The organism is Enterobacter sp. Bisph1 (assembly GCF_000814905.1).
Classification (GTDB): domain Bacteria; phylum Pseudomonadota; class Gammaproteobacteria; order Enterobacterales; family Enterobacteriaceae; genus Kosakonia.
In genome coordinates this window covers 64,911-84,995 of sequence record NZ_JXAG01000035.1, presented here as the reverse complement: position 1 = coordinate 84,995, position 20,085 = coordinate 64,911, and the positions used below count along the sequence as shown (strand labels likewise).

At 52.6% G+C, this 20,085-nt stretch carries 18 protein-coding genes; 12 read left to right on the top strand and 6 right to left on the bottom strand.

Annotated elements, in window-relative coordinates; genetic code table 11:
• Positions 1-400: 400 nt before the first annotated feature.
• On the bottom strand, positions 401-2,581 hold the full coding sequence (gene katG / locus RW65_RS09675; RefSeq protein ID WP_039056520.1) for a catalase/peroxidase HPI: 2,181 nt from the start codon (positions 2,579-2,581) through the stop codon (positions 401-403).
• 466 nt (positions 2,582-3,047) lie between these two features.
• Between katG and RW65_RS09670 the strand changes: the two genes are divergently transcribed.
• On the top strand, positions 3,048-3,797 hold the full coding sequence (locus RW65_RS09670; protein WP_039056519.1) for an OBAP family protein: 750 nt from the start codon (positions 3,048-3,050) through the stop codon (positions 3,795-3,797).
• 21 nt (positions 3,798-3,818) lie between these two features.
• On the top strand, positions 3,819-4,646 hold the full coding sequence (locus tag RW65_RS09665) for an MBL fold metallo-hydrolase (protein ID WP_039056518.1): 828 nt from the start codon (positions 3,819-3,821) through the stop codon (positions 4,644-4,646).
• 44 nt (positions 4,647-4,690) lie between these two features.
• On the opposite strand, the gene RW65_RS09660 is transcribed toward RW65_RS09665, so the two are convergent.
• A complete protein-coding gene (locus tag RW65_RS09660) occupies positions 4,691-5,566 on the bottom strand; it encodes a manganese catalase family protein (RefSeq protein ID WP_039056516.1) in 876 nt (291 codons plus the stop codon).
• A gap of 27 nt (positions 5,567-5,593) precedes the next feature.
• On the bottom strand, positions 5,594-6,100 hold the full coding sequence (locus tag RW65_RS09655; protein WP_039056515.1) for a ferritin-like domain-containing protein: 507 nt from the start codon (positions 6,098-6,100) through the stop codon (positions 5,594-5,596).
• 629 nt (positions 6,101-6,729) lie between these two features.
• Between RW65_RS09655 and RW65_RS09650 the strand changes: the two genes are divergently transcribed.
• The 5 genes from RW65_RS09650 (at position 6,730) to RW65_RS09630 (ending at position 11,712) form a co-directional block, all read left to right on the top strand.
• Positions 6,730-7,074, top strand: coding sequence for a carboxymuconolactone decarboxylase family protein (locus tag RW65_RS09650; RefSeq protein ID WP_039056514.1), 345 nt, complete (start codon positions 6,730-6,732; stop codon positions 7,072-7,074).
• A 177-nt stretch (positions 7,075-7,251) separates the two neighbouring features.
• Positions 7,252-7,707, top strand: a complete 456-nt coding sequence (locus RW65_RS09645; protein ID WP_039056513.1) for a MarR family transcriptional regulator — start codon at positions 7,252-7,254, stop codon at positions 7,705-7,707.
• A gap of 21 nt (positions 7,708-7,728) precedes the next feature.
• Positions 7,729-8,907: an HlyD family secretion protein gene (locus tag RW65_RS09640; protein ID WP_039056512.1), complete on the top strand. Its 1,179-nt coding sequence runs from the start codon at positions 7,729-7,731 to the stop codon at positions 8,905-8,907.
• Between the two features lie 10 nt (positions 8,908-8,917).
• A complete protein-coding gene (locus RW65_RS09635; RefSeq protein WP_039056511.1) occupies positions 8,918-10,453 on the top strand; it encodes a DHA2 family efflux MFS transporter permease subunit in 1,536 nt (511 codons plus the stop codon).
• A gap of 17 nt (positions 10,454-10,470) precedes the next feature.
• A complete protein-coding gene (locus RW65_RS09630) occupies positions 10,471-11,712 on the top strand; it encodes an MFS transporter (protein ID WP_039056509.1) in 1,242 nt (413 codons plus the stop codon).
• Between the two features lie 25 nt (positions 11,713-11,737).
• Here RW65_RS09630 and RW65_RS09625 read toward each other — a convergent pair whose 3' ends face one another.
• Both RW65_RS09625 and RW65_RS09620 read right to left on the bottom strand, forming a co-directional pair.
• Complete coding sequence (locus RW65_RS09625; RefSeq protein WP_039056508.1) at positions 11,738-12,493, bottom strand: MerR family transcriptional regulator; 756 nt, start codon at positions 12,491-12,493, stop codon at positions 11,738-11,740.
• Between the two features lie 99 nt (positions 12,494-12,592).
• Positions 12,593-13,816, bottom strand: coding sequence for a diguanylate phosphodiesterase (locus RW65_RS09620; protein WP_039056709.1), 1,224 nt, complete (start codon positions 13,814-13,816; stop codon positions 12,593-12,595).
• 322 nt (positions 13,817-14,138) lie between these two features.
• Between RW65_RS09620 and ycgZ the strand changes: the two genes are divergently transcribed.
• The 4 genes from ycgZ to RW65_RS09600 all read left to right on the top strand — a co-directional run bounded on the left by ycgZ (position 14,139) and on the right by RW65_RS09600 (position 16,912).
• Positions 14,139-14,378 carry a regulatory protein YcgZ gene (gene ycgZ, locus RW65_RS09615; RefSeq protein WP_039056507.1) on the top strand — a complete coding sequence of 80 codons (240 nt, stop codon included), beginning with the start codon at positions 14,139-14,141 and terminating at the stop codon, positions 14,376-14,378.
• Positions 14,379-14,522: 144 nt separating this feature from the next.
• The gene (locus RW65_RS09610; protein ID WP_039056506.1) at positions 14,523-14,831 is read left to right on the top strand and encodes a hypothetical protein; all 309 of its coding nucleotides are present in this window, start codon (positions 14,523-14,525) and stop codon (positions 14,829-14,831) included.
• 40 nt (positions 14,832-14,871) lie between these two features.
• On the top strand, positions 14,872-15,150 hold the full coding sequence (locus tag RW65_RS09605; RefSeq protein ID WP_197058879.1) for a biofilm development regulator YmgB/AriR family protein: 279 nt from the start codon (positions 14,872-14,874) through the stop codon (positions 15,148-15,150).
• A 232-nt stretch (positions 15,151-15,382) separates the two neighbouring features.
• Positions 15,383-16,912: an alpha/beta hydrolase gene (locus RW65_RS09600; RefSeq protein ID WP_052250296.1), complete on the top strand. Its 1,530-nt coding sequence runs from the start codon at positions 15,383-15,385 to the stop codon at positions 16,910-16,912.
• A gap of 31 nt (positions 16,913-16,943) precedes the next feature.
• On the opposite strand, the gene RW65_RS09595 is transcribed toward RW65_RS09600, so the two are convergent.
• Positions 16,944-18,254: a cation:proton antiporter gene (locus RW65_RS09595; RefSeq protein ID WP_039056505.1), complete on the bottom strand. Its 1,311-nt coding sequence runs from the start codon at positions 18,252-18,254 to the stop codon at positions 16,944-16,946.
• 615 nt (positions 18,255-18,869) lie between these two features.
• Between RW65_RS09595 and RW65_RS09590 the strand changes: the two genes are divergently transcribed.
• On the top strand, positions 18,870-20,045 hold the full coding sequence (locus RW65_RS09590; protein WP_039056504.1) for a hypothetical protein: 1,176 nt from the start codon (positions 18,870-18,872) through the stop codon (positions 20,043-20,045).
• Positions 20,046-20,085 lie beyond the last annotated feature (40 nt).

The window sequence follows — 20,085 nt, the reverse complement described above, 5'->3', positions numbered from 1 at the left end:
GGTGCTAATCCATTGGTTATGATGACGGGTAAAAATAATAAAATAAAAGTGATAAACAGAGCGACGCAAAGGATTGTCAGGACGAACCGATGCTATCGAGGTTAGAGTTCAGTTAATATTGGCTTTGTTGGCAGATATTAATAAGCTTTATCTAACGCCTGCAGGTGAAGGAATGAAAATGAAATAAGCTTATTTTATTTGTTGTGACTGGTAGAGAAAAAATAAGTGATTCGAGTTAACCGCCGGTAAGATGGCGGGTTTTCGGCTCCATAGGATAAGAAATAATAAGTAATGTTGCCCGGTTAAACAGGCTTTTAGCACTGGTGCGCGGGTTATTATCGCGTTGCCATCTCGCATAAAAAAGCCTGCGACAATGCGCAGGCTTGATGAGTGTAAGGCGTTACAGCAGGTCGAAACGATCGAGGTTCATCACTTTTGTCCATGCGGCGACAAAGTCCGTGACAAATTTCTCTTTCCCGTCGGCGCTGGCATAGACTTCGGCCAGCGCGCGCAGTACTGAGTGGGAACCAAACACCAGATCGGCGCGGGTAGCGGTGTATCTTACCTCGCCGCTGATCCGATCGCGGCCTTCGAACAATTCCGCTTTCTCGTCGGTAGCCTTCCATGCGGTGCGCATATCCAGCAGGTTGACGAAGAAGTCGGTGCTGAGTACGCCGGTGCGATCCGTAAAGACACCGTGTTGACTGCCATCGAAATTGGTTCCAAGCACGCGCAGCCCGCCAACCAGCGCGGTCATTTCCGGTGCGGTGAGAGTCAGCTGCTGCGCTTTATCAATCAGCAGGGTTTCGGTAGTAATGCTGTCCCACACGCGGCGATAGTTGCGAAAGCCATCCGCCAGCGGCTCCATCAGGGCGAAAGAGTCAACATCGGTCTGATCCTGACGCGCATCAACGCGACCGGGCGTAAACGGCACCGTAACCTGTACACCGGCAGCGGCGGCGGCTTTTTCAACGCCGACCACGCCCGCCAGTACAATCACATCCGCCAGCGAGGCTTTGCCCACGGTTTGCTGAATACTCTGCAAGGCAGGCAGGGCTTTGCTGGCAATGGCGTTCACCTGCCAACCATTCTGCGGTGCCAGCGCCAGACGTGCGCCGTTAGCGCCGCCGCGTTTATCACCGCCACGGAAAGTGGAGGCAGACGCCCACGCCACAGAAACCAGTTCGCTGACGGATAACCCGGATTCGGCAATTGCGGCTTTAAGGGTGGCGATATCAGCGCCGTTCGGTTGATGTACCGCCGCAGGCAGCGGATCCTGCCAAATCAGATCTTCTTTTGGTACTTCCGGACCGATGTAGCGTGATTTTGGCCCCATATCGCGGTGGGTTAACTTAAACCAGGCACGGGCAAAGGCTTCATTAAAAGCTTGCGGATCGTAAAGGAAGCGGCGTGAAATTTTCTCGAATTCCGCGTCAAAACGCAGCGTTAGATCCGTGACCAGCATTGTCGGTTTGCGTTTCTTTTCCGGGTGGAACGGGTCAGGAATAATCTCCGGGGCATCTTTCGCTTCAAACTGAATAGCCCCCGCCGGGCTGCGGGTTTGCACCCACTCATATTTAAACAAGTTTTCGAAAAAGTAGTTGCTCCACTGGGTAGGCGTTTGCGTCCACGCTACTTCCAGACCGGAAGTGATCGCGTCTGCGCCAGAACCGCTGCCAAAGCTGCTTATCCAGCCAAGGCCCTGGGCTTCCAGCGGTGCGGCTTCCGGTTCCGGGCCGACATGGTTATCCGGCGTCGAAGCGCCGTGGGTTTTGCCCAACGTATGTCCCCCGGCAATCAGCGCCACCGTCTCTTCGTCATTCATGCCCATATTGCCGAAGGTGGCGCGAATCGCTGCGGCGGCAGAAACCGGTTCGCCGCTGGCGTTCGGACCTTCGGGGTTGACATAAATCAGCCCCATCTCGGTGGCACCAATCGCCGCCTGCGCCAGGCTTTCCGGGTGGCGATGTTTCAACCACTCTTTCTCGTTGCCCCAGTCGACATCTCGGTCCGGTTCCCAGACATCTTCGCGCCCGGCAGCAAAACCAAAAGTGCGAAAGCCCGCGTTCTCCAGCGCCACGTTGCCCGCGAGGATAATCAGGTCAGCCCAGGAGATTTTCTGCCCATATTTTTGCTTCACCGGCCACAGTAAACGACGCGCCTTATCGAGGCTGACGTTATCCGGCCACGAGTTAAGCGGCGCGAAGCGCTGCTGGCCGCGACCGGAGCCGCCACGGCCATCAACGGTACGGTAGGTGCCCGCGCTGTGCCAGGCCATACGAATAAACAGACCGATATAGCTACCCCAGTCTGCCGGCCACCACGTTTGTGAATCCGTTAGCACGCCGCGAATGTCGGCTTTTAGCGCGCTGTAATCGAGTTTTTTAAACTCTTCGCGGTAGTTAAAATCTTCCCCCAGCGGGTTGGAACGATTGGAGTGTTGGTTCAGCAACTCGACATGCAGTTGATTTGGCCACCAGTCACCGTTGGTCGTGACCGGCCCCACGGGTTTCTCTGTCTTATGATGAAAAGGGCATTTCTCGACTGGAGAAGAGAGAAATTGATCGTCTGACGTGCTCATTATCGTGCTCCATTGGCTGATGTTCTGCCATTACGATATACACCGTTGTCATTTAAAGGTATTTGAATGAATCTACAGATTTGATAGCCGATACCTTTCTTAAAATGTGACCCGAATCACCTGAATGCGTTAGCGAGAGTAAACCGTCTCTATTTCCGTCCTGTTGAGGTTATTCGTCTTTTTATGTGTTTTGTACAACAAAGGGAGGCCATCTTCTGTCTATTCCTCTTAGCCATGACACGTTACGGTCAAAATAGCGCCGGAAAATATTTTGTATCCCCTGGCAGATAATTCCCGCGTCTGTCGCGATTAAACGCGAGCAATGCATTATCAGGAATATAAAGCGGGACGCAGGTTAATACCGCAGGATAACTATTTTTCGCTAGCGAAAGTTTCTCTCGATATAACTGGCTGAATAGAGGGAATGGGCTACGCTCATTACTTCACTGGTAAAAGGAGAAATACCATGCGTTTGGCTTTAACATTATTAATTCCTCTGGCACTGGTCGGCTGCGGCGCCAATAACAGCGGTCCGCAAAGTGCTATTCCGGGTGATAAAACCTCAGCGAAAATGAAAACCCTTGAAACAGGGGCCGCGCTCATGCAATCCCGCCCGCCGATTGAGGCAATAAGCACCTATCTTGATGGTTTCCATTTTTATAATGGCAATAAGAAAGGGCAAATGGAGGCGCATCATTACGTCACGGTGCTAAATAATGATGTGATGCAGGCGGTGATTTACGATGGTAATACTGCCGATGCGCGTTTAATGGGCGTCGAATATATTATTAGCGAGCGCCTGTTCAATACCCTTCCTGCCGAAGAGAAAAAACTCTGGCACAGCCACCGCTATGAAGTGAAATCCGGTTCGCTGATTGCGCCAGGCTTACCGGCGGCGGCTGAGAAATCGCTGATGAGCAATATCGTCAATACCTACGGTAAAACCTGGCACACCTGGCACACCGAGCAAAATCAGACGTTGCCGCTGGGCGTACCGGCGTTAATGATGGGCTTTACCGGGGACGGGCAGCTTAAGCCTTCGCTGCTGGTCGATCGCGATCGCCGCTTTGGCGTCAACACCGAAGAGATCAAAAAAGAGCGCGCAGACCTGCCCGCACATCCTGTTGCAAAAGGCGCAGACGCCTGGGAGCAGGGGCAAGTGATTCAGATAAGGCCCGTTAAACTCTCTTCTCAAGGCGATCAGCATTTTCATTAGTCACCTGCGCGGTAGAAACCTATGATTATTCATCATCTGAATTGCGGCTGTATGTGCCCCCTCGGCGGTGCGCTGTATGACGGTTTCAGTAAAGGGCTGCACGCCCATCTGGCGTGCCACTGTTTATTGCTCGAGACCCGACATTACGGTCTGGTGCTGATAGATACCGGCTTTGGTAGCGACGATATGCGTCATCCCGAGCGGCGTCTATCCCGCTTTTTTCGGCTGATGAATAATATCCAACGACGCGAATCCCTCACCGCTTTGTCACAGGTGCAGTCGTTGGGGTTCCGTGCAGAAGATGTGCGGCATATTGTCCTCACCCATTTGGATTTTGATCACGCCGGGGGATTGACGGATTTCCCCCATGCGCAGGTGCATCTCCTGCAGCGCGAGATCGATACCGCACATGCGCGCCACAGTTGGTTAACCCGTGAGCGTTATCGTCCCGGCCAGTGGCAGGGCGTTTCTGGCTGGCATGGCTATGCCGCAGAGGGCGAAAAATGGTTTGGCTTCGAGGCGGTAACGGCGCTGCGTGGGCTGCCGCCAGAGATCCTGCTTATCCCGCTGGCGGGGCACACTCTGGGCCATGCGGGTATTGCCATTCAGGACGCGAACGGCTGGTTATTGCACGGCGGCGATGCCTGGTTCTATCGCGGGGAAATGGGGCAGGCGACGCGTCATTGCACGCCGGGGCTGCGTTTTTATCAGTGGATGATGGGGGTGGATAACGGGGCGCGACGGGAAAACCAGCGCCGTCTGCGGGAACTCTCTCTCGCCCATGGCGGCGAGATAAAGATGATCTGCAGCCACGATGCCCTTACTTTACAAGCCTTGCAAAACAGATAAAAAAAAGCATCTGCCAGGGGCAGATGCTTTTTACACTCAACCGCTTATTTCGGCTGAGGTTCACCGTAGCCAAGTTCAGCCCCGGTGAGCGGGTCCACTTTCGGGTCGGATTTGGTGCGCTCAGCCATCGCCTTAACCAGCGCCAACTGTTCAGGGCTCAGGGTGGTTGAGGCTGAACCGTCACCGCCATCAACGGCCGGCTGTGGATTAGCGACATAGTCAAAGTTTTCATCGCTGTTCCAGCTGCCGCGCAGATCGTCGCCTTCCGACATGTTGTAGTAAACATCGGTGTACTGTTCAACCGGCGGCAGTTTTCCTGGCGGGAAGTTATTGCGAATCGAATAGAGCGCTTTCTCAAAGGAGAGCATATGCGCCACTTCACGGGTCATCAGGAAGCTCAGCGCATCTTTTACGCCCGGATCGTCGGTCACGTTGATCAAACGTTCATAGATAATTTTTGCACGCGCTTCGGCGGCGATATTGGAGCGTAAATCCGCGGTGACTTCGCCGATGGTATCAATATAGGCTGCCGTCCACGGAAAACCGCCGGAGTTGGTCAGAGCAGGACCGCCACCGTAAAGCAGCGAGGTCACATGGCTATCGTTACCGTTTTGCGTCAGAGAACGGTACAGCTCTGCTTCGCTTTCGGTGCCTTCCGCCAGTTCGCCTTTCGCCCCTTTATTAAGCATGCCGACCAGCGAACCAATAATTTCAAGGTGGCTGAGTTCTTCCGTGGCGATGTCCATTAACATCTCTTTGCGGCCCGGATCCTCATCGCCAATACCCTGGGTAAAATAGCGGCAGGCCGCAGCCAGTTCCCCTTGTGGGCCGCCAAATTGCTCAAGCAGCAGGTTGGCGAGCCCTGGATTCGGTTCACTCACGCGCACGGTATATTGCAGTTGTTTGACATGTCGAAACATTGCTTGCCTCCTGAAGAGTAAGAATAATTATTTTTTAGCCTCTACGCCGTCTGCTGCGCTACGCAGCAAAAATTGATCCGTAACATTCGGAATATGATTCAAAGACCACTCGGCCATTGCCACTTCCTGGGCTAAAATTTGTTTGAAAATATCAATGCTGGCGACATCGCCCGCTTTTTCCGCCGCGGCAATCAGCGAGGTATAACAGGCAATTTCAAATTGTTCGAAAACGTAGCTGCTGATGGCGCCTTTAACGATTTCATCGGAAGCAAACATGCCGGTAAATGACTGGCCCATCGCCGCCATTTTGCTGGTTGCATCTTTCATGACCGAACGGTTAATACCATTACGATCGAGCACCGTTTCCAGCAATTTAAGCTGTCCCTGCGTCTCTGTTAAATGCTGTTCAATACGCGCACGCAGGTCCGGATAGTTATCGATGCGGCTGCTCATGGCAGTAAGCATTGATTCCGCTTGTTTTTCCATAGCATGTGCATCACGTAGCCAGTCATGATAATTCTCTTGAGGTGTCATAAGATGATCCTTATTGTCGTTGAGAAAAAATAAAAAATATCCGCTGCCGTCAAATCTAAGCAGTTAGGGTTAAAAGAAAACAGGATTAAATAACGAGGTGTTAATATATATGTGACATATTAATAATTCATTTTTTTGTCCGGTTCTCTCCTTTAAAATTTATTGATGGGAAATTCATTTCTTTCGCAATTAAATTTAGTTAGCCCCCTTGAATAGTCAAACCGGGACGTAAAAAGCCGTGTTGATGTTATTTTGCGCTTGCCGCTTCGTTATTAAAAAATACCTTTGTAATATATTTACTGTGAAATTAATAAGTTAACAGCGAATAGTTTTGAATGCATTAATAACGCAAGAAACAATCTTCGTTTTTTATCAGATCACGCTGACGTATCGTGACGTTAATTGACGTATTTTTACGATTGGCTGGCAGGCCAGATGGCTAAATTTAGCCACTTTAAGAACTATCCCAACGTGTTGTGTGAGCCAGGCGATCTTAGTTGAACGCGTGCTGTTTAATACTGGCTCGTTTTTTACTCAGGAAGTTGTTGAAGCACTGCACCCATTCATTGCTTGAGGGGCCTGTGGTGTGCTTAAAGGACTCTATTTCCATTCACTAACCGGAGTTCGCCATGTTTCTAAACTGGAATGAGTACCGCAGTGGCTTGCTGGCAACCATCGGAAAATTTGCCCAATCGCAGCCAGAATTTATGCAAGGCTATCAGCAGATGGAGAAGGGCGCTGCCGCGCAGCAGCATCTTGATGCGAAGACCCATGAGTTGATCGCGTTAGCTGTCGCGGTGACGACGCGCTGCGACGGTTGTCTCTCCATTCACGTGGAGGCCGCAGCGAAAAGTGGCGCGACGCGAGAAGAGATCGCGGAAGCCCTCGCCGTTGCGATTAATCTCAATACTGGCGCGGCGCTGGTTTATACCGCTCGCGCGCTGGATGTCTATGACAATCTGCCTAATAAATAGATCAGTCGACGGCACCTGATCGGTGCCGCCTTTTAAGCCCCTTAGACGTCCCCGTACGATTCCCCCTCGTTCACCGTTTCGCCATTACTGACAAAACGTGCGCTTATCTTGACAATACATTGACAGTTTGCTGCCTGGTCAGTAATTTCAATTGTAATTATTGACCAGGCAAATATCATGCGCGACGCGACGGATAACCCTAACCCGAAACTGCACCTCGGTTTGCTGATCCATCTGGCAAACCAGTTTAAAGATCAGCTTATCAGCCACTATTTTTCGTCGGCAGACATTACTGCGCCGCAATTCAAGGTATTGATCAGTATCTATAAAGGCTTTAACAGCCCGGTGGAAGTGAGTAAAAACCTGCTGATGGATGCCGGGGCGATGAGCCGTATGCTGGAGCGCATGGTCAAGCGCGACCTGATTGTGCGCAGTACTAACCCGGAAGATAAACGCCAGGTCATCCTTGAGCTCACCGATAAAGGGCGCGCCCTTTGTGACCGCTTTCAGAATGAGGCGCTGGCCTCAATTCTCAGCTCCCTTACCGCCCGTTTAACCGCTGAAGAGTCGCGGCTGCTGGTGGAACTATTGATAAAAATGTTGCCGGACGAGGCAACCCGCCCACATCGCTAAGCTGTCCTGAAAGGTATCAAGATGCAAACTTCATCTGCACAACCCGAACGCGCGCCGGGCAAACGTAAGCGCAACTTCGCCATTCTGTTCGTTGTTTTGCTACTTATCGCCGCCGGCTGTCTGGCCTGGTATCTGTTGTACGCCCGTTACTACGAAACCACCGACGACGCTTACGTGAATGCCAATCTGGTGACGTTAACGCCACAAATCGGCGGCACGGTGACGCAAGTTGCCGTCGATGAAGGCGATTATGTTGCGAAAGGGCAGCCGCTGGTATTGCTTGACCCGAGCGATACCGAAATTGCCCTGCAGCAGGCAGAAGCCAATCTCGCCAGCACCGTGCGTCAGGTGCGTGGCTTATACAGCACCGTAGACAATTACCGTGCCCAGCTGGCCGCGAAGCAAACGGCGTTGCAAACCGCGCAGAACGACTATGCGCGTCGGCAGAAAATTGCCACCAGCGGCGCAATATCCGCTGAAGATTTGGCGCACTACCGCGATGCGGTTGCCACCGCGAAGAGCGATCTGGCCGCGGCACAGCAGGTATTAACCACTAATCTGGCGATGACCGATGACACGGTTATCGACAGCCACCCGGAAATCAAAAGTGCCATTGCCACGTTGCGCCAGCGCTTCCTTGATAACGCTCGCAGCACGATTGTTGCCCCGGTAAGCGGCTTTGTCGCCAAACGCGCGGTGCAGCTCGGTATGCGTGTTAACTCCGGTACGACACTGATGTCGATTGTGCCGCTGGATCAGGTGTGGGTGGATGCCAACTTTAAAGAGAGCCAGATGAACACCATGCGTCTGGGGCAAAAAGTGACGCTGACCGCCGATCTCTATGGTGACGATATTGAGTATCACGGCACCATCGAAAGCTTAGGGATTGGCACCGGCAGCGCCTTTTCGCTGCTGCCAGCGCAGAACGCCAGCGGGAACTGGATCAAAATCATCCAGCGTTTGCCGGTGCGTATCACCCTCGATCCCCATGATATGCAAAAGCATCCGCTGCGCGTCGGACTGTCGATGTTTGCCCGCGTCGATATTCGTAACCCGCAGGGCGATCTGCTGCCGCCAAAAACCGTGGCCGCCCCGCGCTTCACCACCGACGTTTATCAGAATGCACTGGATAATGCCGATCGGCTGGTGGCGAAAATTCTTCATGACAACAGCCAGGCGGTAGCGACCCGCGCCCGCTAAGAGAGACGTTATGCAAGATAAGTCGGCGTTTACGCCACCCAGCCTGCTGCTGGCGACGATAGCTTTGTCGCTGGCGACCTTTATGCAGGTGCTCGACACCACTATCGCCAACGTGGCGCTGCCGACCATTGCCGGCAACCTCGGCGTCAGTTCCGATCAGGGTACCTGGGTTATCACTTCGTTTGCGGTGTGTAACGCCATTGCGCTGCCGCTCACCGGCTGGTTTACCCGTCGTTTTGGTCAGCTAAAGCTGTTTGTGGGTTCGGTGGCGCTGTTTACCCTGACCTCTTTTCTGTGCGGGTTTGCCCACACCATGACCGAGCTGATTATTTTCCGCGCCCTGCAGGGTTTTTTCGCCGGGCCGATGTTTCCCATGTGCCAGACGCTGCTGTTGGTGATATTCCCGACCAGTAAACGCAGTATGGCGCTGGCGCTGCTATCGATGGTGACGGTGGTTGCGCCGATTGTTGGGCCGATCACCGGCGGCTGGATCACCGATAACTATTCGTGGCCGTGGATTTTCTATATTAACGTGCCGATTGGTATTTTCGCCGCCATCGTCGTCTGGACGCAGCTGCGCGAGCGGGAAGAGGCGACGTCGCACTCGCCCATTGATTACGTCGGCATTGCGCTTTTAGTGCTGGGTGTTGGCTTGCTGCAAGTGGTGCTGGATAAAGGCAACGATATGGACTGGTTCAGCGCGCCGGAAATTATCGTGATGTCAGTGATTTCTGCGATTGCGCTGACGTCCTTCGTTATCTGGGAGCTGGGCGAGCAGCACCCGATAGTCAACCTGCGGCTGTTTAAAGACCGTAATTTTGCTATCGGCACGATAACGTTAACCCTTGGCTATGCCGCCTTTTTCGCCATCAACATTATTTTGCCGCAGTGGTTGCAAACCCAAATGGGCTATACCGCCATCTGGGCCGGGCTTGCCGCCGCGCCGATGGGCTTTCTGCCGCTGCTGCTGACGCCCTTTGTCGGCCGCTATGCCCACAAAGTGGATCTGCGCCTGCTGGCGACCTTGTCATTTCTTACTATGGGCGCGTCGTGCCTGATTCGCGCGCAGTTTAACACCGACGTCGATTTCCGTACCGTGGCGCAAGTGCAGATGTTTATGGGGATCGGCGTGGCGTTTTTCTTTATGCCGATAACCACCATTGTGCTGTCGAATTTGCACGGCGTGGCGGTGGCGGAAGGCTCCGGGCTGGCGACTTTTTTCCGCGTGCTCGGCGGCTCGTTTGCCTCTTCCCTTACCACCTGGATCTGGTCGCGGCGCGAAATTTACCATCACGCGAACCTTGCAGAGAGCGTCTCCATTTATCACCCGGCGGCGACGGATTACCTGGACAAAATGGGCGGCGTAACGCAACAGCATCTGGCGGCGGTGGACAGAACCCTTGAACAACAAGCCTATATGCTGTCGACCATCGACTATTTTTGGCTGCTGGGCTGGGGATTTTTGGCCCTTATTGTGGTGATTTGGTTTGCACGCCCGCCGTTTGTCCGCTCCGGTGCGCCGGGTGCGCCCTCGGCGGGTCACTAACAGAGATGGAATAAGCTATGGCTCCGGTGTTACCTGGCAATGAGGGTCGTTTACTGCAGCATCGCTCGTTTGTCGCCTTTTGGCTGGCGCGAACCAGCTCCAGTTTCGGTTTTCAGATGTTATCGATTATTGTTGGCTGGCAAATTTATGCCCAGACCCAGAGCGCGTTCTGGCTCGGCATGATTGGGCTGGCGCAGTTTATTCCTTCGCTGACGCTGGCGCTGCCCGCCGGGCATATCGCCGACCAGTTCGACCGCCGTCGGGTGGTGCTGTTAGGGCAAATCTGTGAGTGGGTGGCTATCGTCGCCCTCGCATGGCTGAGCTGGCAAGGGGAGGCCAGCGTTTGGGTTATCCTGCTGCTGATCTTTATTATCTCCATTGCCAAAACCATCGAATCGCCGTCGATGACCTCCATGTTGCCCGCGCTGGTGCCGCTGTCTATTCTGCCGCGCGCGACGGCGGCGAATGCCGTTTCCGGCCAGGCGGCGCAGATTGTCGGCCCGGCGCTCGGCGGCTTTCTCTATGCCACCGGGGCGGATGTGGTGTACAGCGTCACCGCCGGGCTCTATCTGCTGTCATTACTGCTGGTGATGACCCTGCGCTATGAACAGGCACCGCCACCGCGTACGCCAGCGACCCTATCTTCGCTGTTCGCGGGTGTCAGGTTTATCCGCAATCGCCCGGATGTGCTGGGGGTTATCTCGCTGGATCTGTTTGCCGTGCTGCTCGGCGGGGCAACGGCGCTGCTGCCGATTTTCGCCCATGATGTGCTGCATACCGGGCCGCTGGGCCTGGGGCTATTGCGTAGCGCACCGGCAGTGGGCGCGCTGCTGATTGGCTTTTGGTTAAGCCATCGCGCGTTAACGCGCCATGTCGGAATGATTATGTTTCTGTGCGTAGCCGGGTTTGGTGTCGCAACGCTGGTTTTCGCCTTCTCAAGCTGGATGTGGCTGTCGTTACTGGCGCTGTTTGCGCTGGGCGGTTTCGATATGGTGAGTATGGTTATCCGCGGTTCGCTGGTGCAGCTCGACACGCCGGATGAGATGCGTGGTCGCGTTAACGCCGTTAACTCAATCTTTATTAATACCTCTAACCAGCTCGGGGAGTTTGAATCGGGCATGCTGGCGGCGTGGCTAGGCGCGGTGCCTGCGGCAGCGATTGGCGGCGTCGGTACGTTGATTGTGGTGGCGCTGTGGATGAAGTGGTTCCCCGGTTTGCGTCACCGCCAGCGGCTGGAAAGCGATGTGGCGTCACGGTGAACAAATGCAAACCCGGTTTTAAGCGTTAGCTGTGCGACGTCGGATCGGCGCTGCCTCCATGAAACGATATGGCAAAACCCTGTTCACGCCAGTGCGCCAGTTGCTGCGTCTGGCTGCGCGTTAACAGTTTACCGGTCCAGACAAACAGATGCTGGCCGGGGAAAAATTCCGGGTGAGGGGAGTCCAGCGGCTCGGCGAGGACATCGATGCGCCAGCCCTGTTGCGAAAGACGCCAGGCCTCAAGCCATAACTGCGTACGATCATCATTTCCCCAGGCGATCAGTAGCGCCACTTTCGGTGCCTGCTCGCGGGCGGTGGCTATACCGGACGCGGCAAACTCAATCAGCACGCCATCAAGCAGGCTTAATATTACTCGTGCGGTATTTTTATCGAGGCTCAGGCGTTGGCGCACCGGAACCAGAATCTGGTCGATGAGGATGTCCGGGGTATGTTTGCGGCTTAAAGCAATCAGCGTGTCGCGCAGGCGGGTTGGGTTCATCTGGCGCAGCATGGACATCATCTGTTCCTGGAGAGAAGCCCAGTTTGACTGGCCAACAAATTTGTCTTCGTCGAGTAATGCTTTAACTTTGCTTACGGATATTCCGCTCTCTATCCAGCGCTTGATTTCAACAATGCGCTGAATATCCGACTCATCAAATTGTCGATGGCCGCCTTCGCTTCGCTGTGGTTTTAACAGCCCGTATCTGCGCTGCCAGGCGCGCAGTGTGACCGGATTTATTCCGCAGCGTTCGGCAACCTCGCCGATACTATAAAACGCCATAGTTCCCTCATGCAGTTAACGCCAGTGTGCTCATCCTACAGAGTAATTGAAGTTTGCAGAGTTGTACAAATCCTTTTCTGTACAACTTTGCCGCACAGCTTATACACGCTCATCTCTTTTTTCCGGCCAGGCCACCGGTGGAATGCCCTGCAGATCGGGGCGGGCAAACAGATAACCCTGGAACTGGGAAATACCCGCCGACTCAAGCCACATCCACTCTTCCGCTTTCTCGATACCGACGGCGGAGATAGCAATTTCAAGGGAGATACAGCACTTAATAATTGCCTGCACTACCGCCTGGCGGGAGCCGCTTTTGTGCACATCGGCAATCAGCGCGCGGTTAATTTTAATTCTGTCGGGCTGGAACTGGGTCAGTAACACCAGGCCGCCATACCCCTCGCCAAAGTGATCGATCGCCACGCGAATACCGGCACCTTTAAGCAGTTTTACCGCCTGGGTAAACTCGGCGAGGTGCGAGATAACTTCGCTTTCGACAAACTCAACAATCACCTGCTCGGGAACCAGCCCGTTCTCTTTAATCGCCTGCACGATAAATTCAACGGCGTTCGCCACCTTAATCAGCGTCATCGGCAATAGATTCACCGACAGAGTTTGTGGGCCAATCTTTAAGGCAGCGGCCATCGCGAAGGCGACTTTTTTGCTGTGCAGATCGGCCCGGTAAATATCCTCCCCGCCCTGTTGCTCAAACCAGGTCTGGGCAGAGCCGCCGTCGCGGGTGCGCAGCAGGGCTTCTACCGCCACGATTTCTCGTGCAAAGGGATCGACAATCGGCTGAAAGGCAAAACGGTAATCACTCGGCGTATCGAAAACAGCAGAGGGCAGTGCAACAGCCGTGCCCTCGACGACAAACTCCCACGCATCGGCGGGGGGAATTTCGTAGTAATACTCTTTTGCGCCATCTTCGACGAAAGTTTGAAAAAATTGCAAAGCGCGATCGCCATAGGTCAGTTGATAGCGCGTTGTGCCTTTATCGAACACCGTTTGCAACACCGCTTCACGATCATAGTTGCGCAGGTCAAACAGCTCCATGCCGGTCTTACCAAAGCGGCGTAGCGGGGCGTAGTCCCGCAGCAGCTCAACCAGATTGTAGTGGCGTGTATCGGCACAGATGGCCTGATAGATAGCGTCAACGCGCTCTTCCGGCCCTTCCAGTAATTGAAAAAAATGGGTGCCATTAAACAGCAGGATGCCCGTTACGCTGGCCTGGCCATTCTTAATGTTCGCAGCGGCGACCATCTCTTCAAGCATTTTTAAGGAGACATGCTCATGGAGATGGCTGCGGTAAATGATGGTAGTAAGCATACGGGTTCCGAAGGACAATTTAGGATTATTTACCATAGCAGATGAATGCGCTCTCTTCCTGTCTCGATCCTCTTGTTTTTTAAACAGTTTGTGCGCATGACGCGTCAGATTCAGCGACGAAAATCCGTACAAATTTTCTTTTTTTGTACAAGATAATGGCTGTTTGCCATTTTGTTTTAATCTTAAGTGTATGATTAATATAATTTTATAAAGTGTTTCTATAGGTGGCTAATAATTTTGTACAATTTCTATGTACATTTCGGCAATGTTTGTATAACTTTAATTGCACTTAACTAACTCATGGAATTTCGAGGACTGACAGATGCAACAGAACGGTTTTCTTCCGAACACAGCAAATGCGGTTACCCGCTACTTTGAGAAAGCGACGCTGCCGACGCAGCAAGAAACATTAGGGCGTATCGCGGTGGAAATCCTTAGCGAAGGCCGCAACCTGAACCGTAAAGCTATCTGTACCAAATTATTGTCGCGGCTTGAGAAAGCATCTGGCCCGGAAGAGGAGAGCCACTATCACACGCTGATTGGCTTGCTGTTCGATCGTTAAGCGGTATTAACAAATGTAAAAGTGACCTGATTTTGAGTCAATTCTCACGCGGCGCCGTTCGCTGCAGCAGAACGCTCACCCCGTGAGAATTGGCTTTATGCCGCAGTTGCACTTCGGCAGCTGTTGGCAACCCGAGATGCAGTTATGAACAGTAGTGAAATTGATCAATTAACCGATGAACTTATAGGACTGGCAGTATTGTCACTCCTAAAAGACAACTCTCCAATCAGCACTCCGGCGCTGATCGCTCGCTTGCGCGCGATGGAGAGCCGTGAGCCAGACAGCCATCGGCGTCAGATGCTCGGGCGCATCATTGCCGAAATTGGTAATAATACGCTGGGTAAAATGCGTCACAGCGTGGAGGAAGATGATCTGGACTGGAATGATGATCGCAGGGATAACATTTATCCATTGTTTGGCAATAAGCAGTCGGGCAGCAGCAAAAAACACTGACTGACCGCTGGGATGAATAAACTCAATATGGGGTAATGAAATGAGCCAGGCTTTGCTTGAAAATATTGATGAGTACGTAAATCTTCCTGACTTGTCACTCATCGACTATTTTCGCAGCGGTGGTGAACATCTGGCTGAAGAGTCAGCCATGCTTGGCGTCGCTATCCGACGCATCGTCGCAGCCGGTGGACGTATTACTCATAAGGCACTGATCCTTGAGTTAATCAGAATGATCGAAACCACGGATAATGTGGTTCAAAGCGACATTATCCGTAATACGCTGGAAATTGTTGTACACCATACCACGGACGATATCTGAACTCTGGAATGAGTCGCTTTAGCGACTGCCCGGCTACCAGGCAGTCGCTAAAGCCCGCCAGGTAAGGCCTTGGCGATTATTCAATCGCATATTATCTTCTTTGTTTCACCCGCCACACCAGGGTTTATTTCTCATCCTTACTACCGCCAAATTTGCCGCGTCGTGACGAGTGGCACTATTATCAGTGCATTCACTGGACAGGATAGCGCTGCGCGTCGACGAAGGGATCATCATGTTAGGTAAATTTCTCCCGCTGGCTAAAAAGCTTGTGATGGCGCTAATAGTGCTCGCTGGCGTGTTTTTTATTGGCCGCGTTTATCAGTCGGAAAAGGGCGCGCCATTGCAGCACTGGCACACCTGGAGCGCGGATGAGATGAGCGCCAGCGAGATAGATAAGGCCAGTTTCGCTGATTACATGGCGCGAGAAGAGGCTATTTTCCGCGCCATGAAAAGCGAGCTGACGGATGCGCTGAGTAATGATGAGAAAACCCCCCTTAACCGCTTTTACGACCAAAGCCCGGTCTATCCTGCACGCTTTTATCCTGACTGGAATCGTTCACAAGTATTTATACCGCAAGGACCCATTCGCGGTGCGGCGGTGATGCTGCATGGGCTGACCGATTCGCCTTACAGCATGCGCTATCTGGCGCTGACCTGGCAGCAGCACGGTTTTGTGGTGGTGATCCCACGGATGCCGGGCCACGGCACGGCGCCGGGGTCGCTGGCGAAAGCGAACCGCGACCAGTGGCGGGCGACCACACGGCTGGCGGTGCGTGAAGCCGTGAGGCTTGCCGGGCCGTCGGTGCCATTACAGATGGTCGGGTATTCCAACGGCGGCGCGCTGACCCTGCAATATGTTCTCGACAGCCTCGATAACCCATCGCTGCGGCGGCCGCAGCAGATATTTTTGCTGTCGCCGATGATAGGCGTACCGGCGTACGCGCGCTTTGCCGGGCTGGCGGGCTGGCCGGCGGCGTTCCCGGCGTTTGCCAAAGCGGCGTGGCTGAATGTGGTGCCGGAATTTAATCCTTATAAATACAACTCATTTCCGGCGAAAGCCGCCCGGCAATCCTGGCTATTGACGCAAGCGCTGCAAAAGCAGATCCAGCAGGCCGCGCGCAATGGAAAGATTAATGCGTTACCGCCGGTACTGACTTTTCAGTCGGTGATGGATTCGACGGTCAGTACCCGCGCGGTGGTCGATGCGCTATACCGTTATTTACCGCAAAACGGCAGCGAACTGGTGTTGTTTGATATTAACCAGGCGGCGAATGCCGGCGCGCTATTTCGCTCTTCAGCTTATTCCGCCGTCAATACGCTATTACCCCCGCCGCCGCGCCACTACACCACGACGGTGATTGCCAATGCCGCAGCGAACAGCGATGAGACGGTTGCGCGCATTACCCGTGCCCAGCAGACCCAGGAATATGCGCAGGCGCTGCACATTGCCTGGCCGCAGGGAATGTATTCCCTGTCGCATGTTGCCGTGCCGTTTCCGCTGAGCGATTCCCTGTATGGTCTAAACCCGCAAGAGAAGAATCAGTACGGCATCAGCCTCGGCACCCTTTCCCTGCGCGGTGAAACCCATACGCTGGCGGTAAATCTGGACACCTTGATGCGTGCTACCTCCAACCCGTTTTTCCCGTGGATGCTCGCACAGATAAACGCGCGCATTGACTGCGGCGATCAGCAGGACGTGACGGTATGTATTCGTGCGCTGCAAGGCCTTCAGGTAAGCGGCGCCGCCGGGCCAGCACCGTAAGGGGAAGTATCTGGCGCTGATTATCGGGTGGTTATTGATGTTGCTTTTGCCGCAGGGTAAGTAACGGTGTGACCGAAATACCGTGCACCAGCACGCTGAGGGTAACAATGGTGATGGCGATACTGGTTACCGCTTCAGCGCCGTGCAGGCCGTGCGTCCAGGCATAGGCGATATAATTAAGGCTACCAATGCCGCGAATCCCCAGCCAGCCAAGACTCAGACGGTGTAACACAGATTCCCGCGAACGCCAGGTCAACAGCCAGACGGCGCCGGGGCGAATCACCACAAAAATCACCGCCGCCAGCATAAGGGCATCGGTATTAAAGTGCCGTGATAACGTCACGCCGAGTACAATGACCAGCCCGGCGGCCAGCAGACGTTCGACGGTATCGCCAAAGGAGAGCGCATCGCCCACCACCAGGCCGACGGATTTAATGGGGTTATGCTCTTCCAGCCCGTGGCGGGTATGGGGATTGACCTGCATCTCCGCAGGCAGATCGTGATCCTCTTCGCTGGTATGCCGTTTTTGCACACTCATCTCCGCACTGCGCAGACCGACGCCGGCAGCAAACGCCGCCAGAAAACCGGAAGCGCTGACAAACATCGCCAGTGAAAAACTCAGGCAGATAAGCGCAAGGGCGATGAAATCGCTCGGTGCGACTTCGCCCTGTTTGTGGCGAAAGCGTGTGGCAAGCAGGCCTATCAAACGGCCAAGTATAAAGCCGATCGCCAACCCGCCAACCAGCGCCCACAGCAGATCGACGGTGAACCACTTAAACCATTCATCGGTGCTGATTGCACCTCCGGCTTTTTGCCACAGTAGCGCCAGCATCAGAAAGGGCAGCGCGGTGCCATCGTTAAAGCCCGCCTCGCTGGAGAGCGCTATTCGCAGACGATCGTCATCGCGGGCATCGTTGATGGCTACAAGGCTTGCCAGTACCGGATCGGTGGGGGCGAGGATCGCGGCAAGGGCCAGCGACAGCGGCCAGGAAAGATCGATAAGGAAATGGGCAGCGACCATAATGCCCGCAATGGTCAGCAGCATCGCGGGTAACGCCAGAATTATCCCCATTCGCCAGTAAGATGACGTGAGGGGCAAACGGATTTTCAGTCCGGTAATAAACAGCGATGCCGCCATCGCCATTTCCGTTATCCGGCTGGTAAGGGAAGCGTGCAGGACGATATCAATATCAATCAAACCCAGCACCCACGGACCGCAGATAATGCCGACCAGCAAATAGAGGCCAAAAATGGGAATCGGCACACGGCTTATCCAGCCGTAGGAAAGCGACAAAAATAATAACAAACAGCCTGCCGCTGCTGTCCAGGCAAGGTATTCCATACAACTCCAACGTTAAATTTTCCCCTTAACAGGTATAGTCGCTACCTTGTTATGTGCCAGGCATATCGCAGCAATTCGTGCGTTGTGCGCGTACTGACCTCTTAAATAGAGGGAGAACGACGTAGAGCGTGAAACGACCGATTTTCGGCTTCGGTGAGGGAGTCAACAGCGAGTCTTATAGCCTGCCGCTCGTCCTTTTGGGGTAAGCATCGCAGAGATAAAATTTCTGAGGCAAAGTCTGGGCCAGAGCGTAATGTTGAATAAATTTTTATTTAAATCCTACCGTGCAATGGATCGCGAGCAGTGACCGCCGCCTGTCCTGTAGCGACGTCTACATGGAGTTTCATCCTGTACAACCCCATTGATATTCTGAATCGGTTTTATCAATGCGTATTTTTCTCCTGGTCGTGGATAACGTGTGCTTTTTTTACTAAATCTTATTTCCATTTCTAACAAAAAACTAAAACAGTAACATTCTCTAATTTCACTTTGCTTAATAAAATTTCACAGCTCTGACATTGCACTCTCCCGCGAAAGATATTCACTATTCTATAAGCGATATGCGCTACTATGATTATATGCAAATTTCATTAATCTCATCTGCAAGGAACGTTTATGAAAATTATTAATACCCGGCGAGATGGAATCTTTGCTGCATTAAAAATGAAAGAACAAACAGCCGAACTGTCTAACAAAACGATTAATAAAATCCTGCAAATTCTCTACGATGACCTTAGAGATGCGAACAATCTGATTTATGCTAACCAAACAAGAAAAAAATTTCCCCTTCCTGCGGCCTCCCTTACCGCAGACCTTGCGGTGCGATTTATTCAAGAAATAGGCCAGAAAGATAGTTATGGGAGATTACTTCCTGTGGATCGTGATTATGTGCGAAGCGACAGGCTACTTCCTGAGAAATTATGCCAGGAAACGGGTTTTGAACTGTGCCGTTTGCTGGTCGGAAAAATGCTTACAAAAATACTTTTTTTAGATGAACTTAAGAAAGCCCAGGCGTTATTGAACGAAAGCCCATCGTTACAAACGGATAAGCATCGTCAACATATCGAGCAGTTTATTTCTCGTATAACGGTACTGGTGCTGGCGCAAAGGCAACAGGCGATTAAAGATGTTATGCAAAAAATGTTTGCAATGGGTTTATTCAGAACTATCAACCTGGAGTATTTTACGCAGGTCGTATTAAATACCTTTACTATCGAAATTGTTAGAAACCGATCCCGCATAAAAATGCGCAGCCCGGAGATAGCGTTAAAGCGAAGAGTAAGTAAGATAGTTTGTCTAAAAACTGAACTATTAAAAGAGAAAATTGAAGAGATCCTGCTTAATACCGTTCTTCCCTGTTCGTATTCTATGACCATAACGCCAACTCCTGTTGCTACTCCTCCCACTCCTCCCGCCGCTATGCGTGATTCTTTCTTATCCTGTGCCTCTGTACACTCCGTTAATTCCTCCGCTTCGAATGCCTCAGACATTTCTTTGAACTCTATTTTTTCTCGTGCGCCTGCGACAATGGTTACTGATGCGCTTTACAAAAAAATTGGACTGTGGGAAAAATTAATTGAACTTACAAAAAAAGATGCTGAGAAATATAAAGTTGGAGATAACGTTACTCTTTATTACACAGGAAAAAATCAGACTTGTGATTGGTATACAGCGGAAGAGTGCCTTAGAAAGCGACTCCCCCTCATCCGTCCGATGACGCAACAAATCCCTACGGAAGATATATATTTGAAGGAAGTTAATGCATTAAGTTTAGCCTGGATCGCCAATTAATCAGATATGATAATAGGGATGTTTTTAGCTCCCATCTAAA

Excerpts from the sequence above, each read along its gene's own strand:
- RW65_RS09600 (WP_052250296.1), top strand. The coding sequence starts at position 15,383 with ATGTTAGGTAAATTTCTCCCGCTGGCTAAAAAGCTTGTGATGGCGCTA.
- RW65_RS09595 (WP_039056505.1), bottom strand. The coding sequence starts at position 18,254 with ATGGAATACCTTGCCTGGACAGCAGCGGCAGGCTGTTTGTTATTATTT.
- RW65_RS09660 (WP_039056516.1), bottom strand. The coding sequence starts at position 5,566 with ATGTTTCGACATGTCAAACAACTGCAATATACCGTGCGCGTGAGTGAA.
- RW65_RS09605 (WP_197058879.1), top strand. The coding sequence starts at position 14,872 with ATGAGCCAGGCTTTGCTTGAAAATATTGATGAGTACGTAAATCTTCCT.
- ycgZ (WP_039056507.1), top strand. The coding sequence starts at position 14,139 with ATGCAACAGAACGGTTTTCTTCCGAACACAGCAAATGCGGTTACCCGC.
- RW65_RS09590 (WP_039056504.1), top strand. The coding sequence starts at position 18,870 with ATGAAAATTATTAATACCCGGCGAGATGGAATCTTTGCTGCATTAAAA.
- RW65_RS09625 (WP_039056508.1), bottom strand. The coding sequence starts at position 12,493 with ATGGCGTTTTATAGTATCGGCGAGGTTGCCGAACGCTGCGGAATAAAT.
- RW65_RS09620 (WP_039056709.1), bottom strand. The coding sequence starts at position 13,816 with ATGCTTACTACCATCATTTACCGCAGCCATCTCCATGAGCATGTCTCC.
- RW65_RS09640 (WP_039056512.1), top strand. The coding sequence starts at position 7,729 with ATGCAAACTTCATCTGCACAACCCGAACGCGCGCCGGGCAAACGTAAG.
- RW65_RS09655 (WP_039056515.1), bottom strand. The coding sequence starts at position 6,100 with ATGACACCTCAAGAGAATTATCATGACTGGCTACGTGATGCACATGCT.
- RW65_RS09650 (WP_039056514.1), top strand. The coding sequence starts at position 6,730 with ATGTTTCTAAACTGGAATGAGTACCGCAGTGGCTTGCTGGCAACCATC.
- RW65_RS09610 (WP_039056506.1), top strand. The coding sequence starts at position 14,523 with ATGAACAGTAGTGAAATTGATCAATTAACCGATGAACTTATAGGACTG.
- RW65_RS09665 (WP_039056518.1), top strand. The coding sequence starts at position 3,819 with ATGATTATTCATCATCTGAATTGCGGCTGTATGTGCCCCCTCGGCGGT.
- RW65_RS09670 (WP_039056519.1), top strand. The coding sequence starts at position 3,048 with ATGCGTTTGGCTTTAACATTATTAATTCCTCTGGCACTGGTCGGCTGC.
- RW65_RS09645 (WP_039056513.1), top strand. The coding sequence starts at position 7,252 with ATGCGCGACGCGACGGATAACCCTAACCCGAAACTGCACCTCGGTTTG.
- RW65_RS09630 (WP_039056509.1), top strand. The coding sequence starts at position 10,471 with ATGGCTCCGGTGTTACCTGGCAATGAGGGTCGTTTACTGCAGCATCGC.
- RW65_RS09635 (WP_039056511.1), top strand. The coding sequence starts at position 8,918 with ATGCAAGATAAGTCGGCGTTTACGCCACCCAGCCTGCTGCTGGCGACG.
- katG (WP_039056520.1), bottom strand. The coding sequence starts at position 2,581 with ATGAGCACGTCAGACGATCAATTTCTCTCTTCTCCAGTCGAGAAATGC.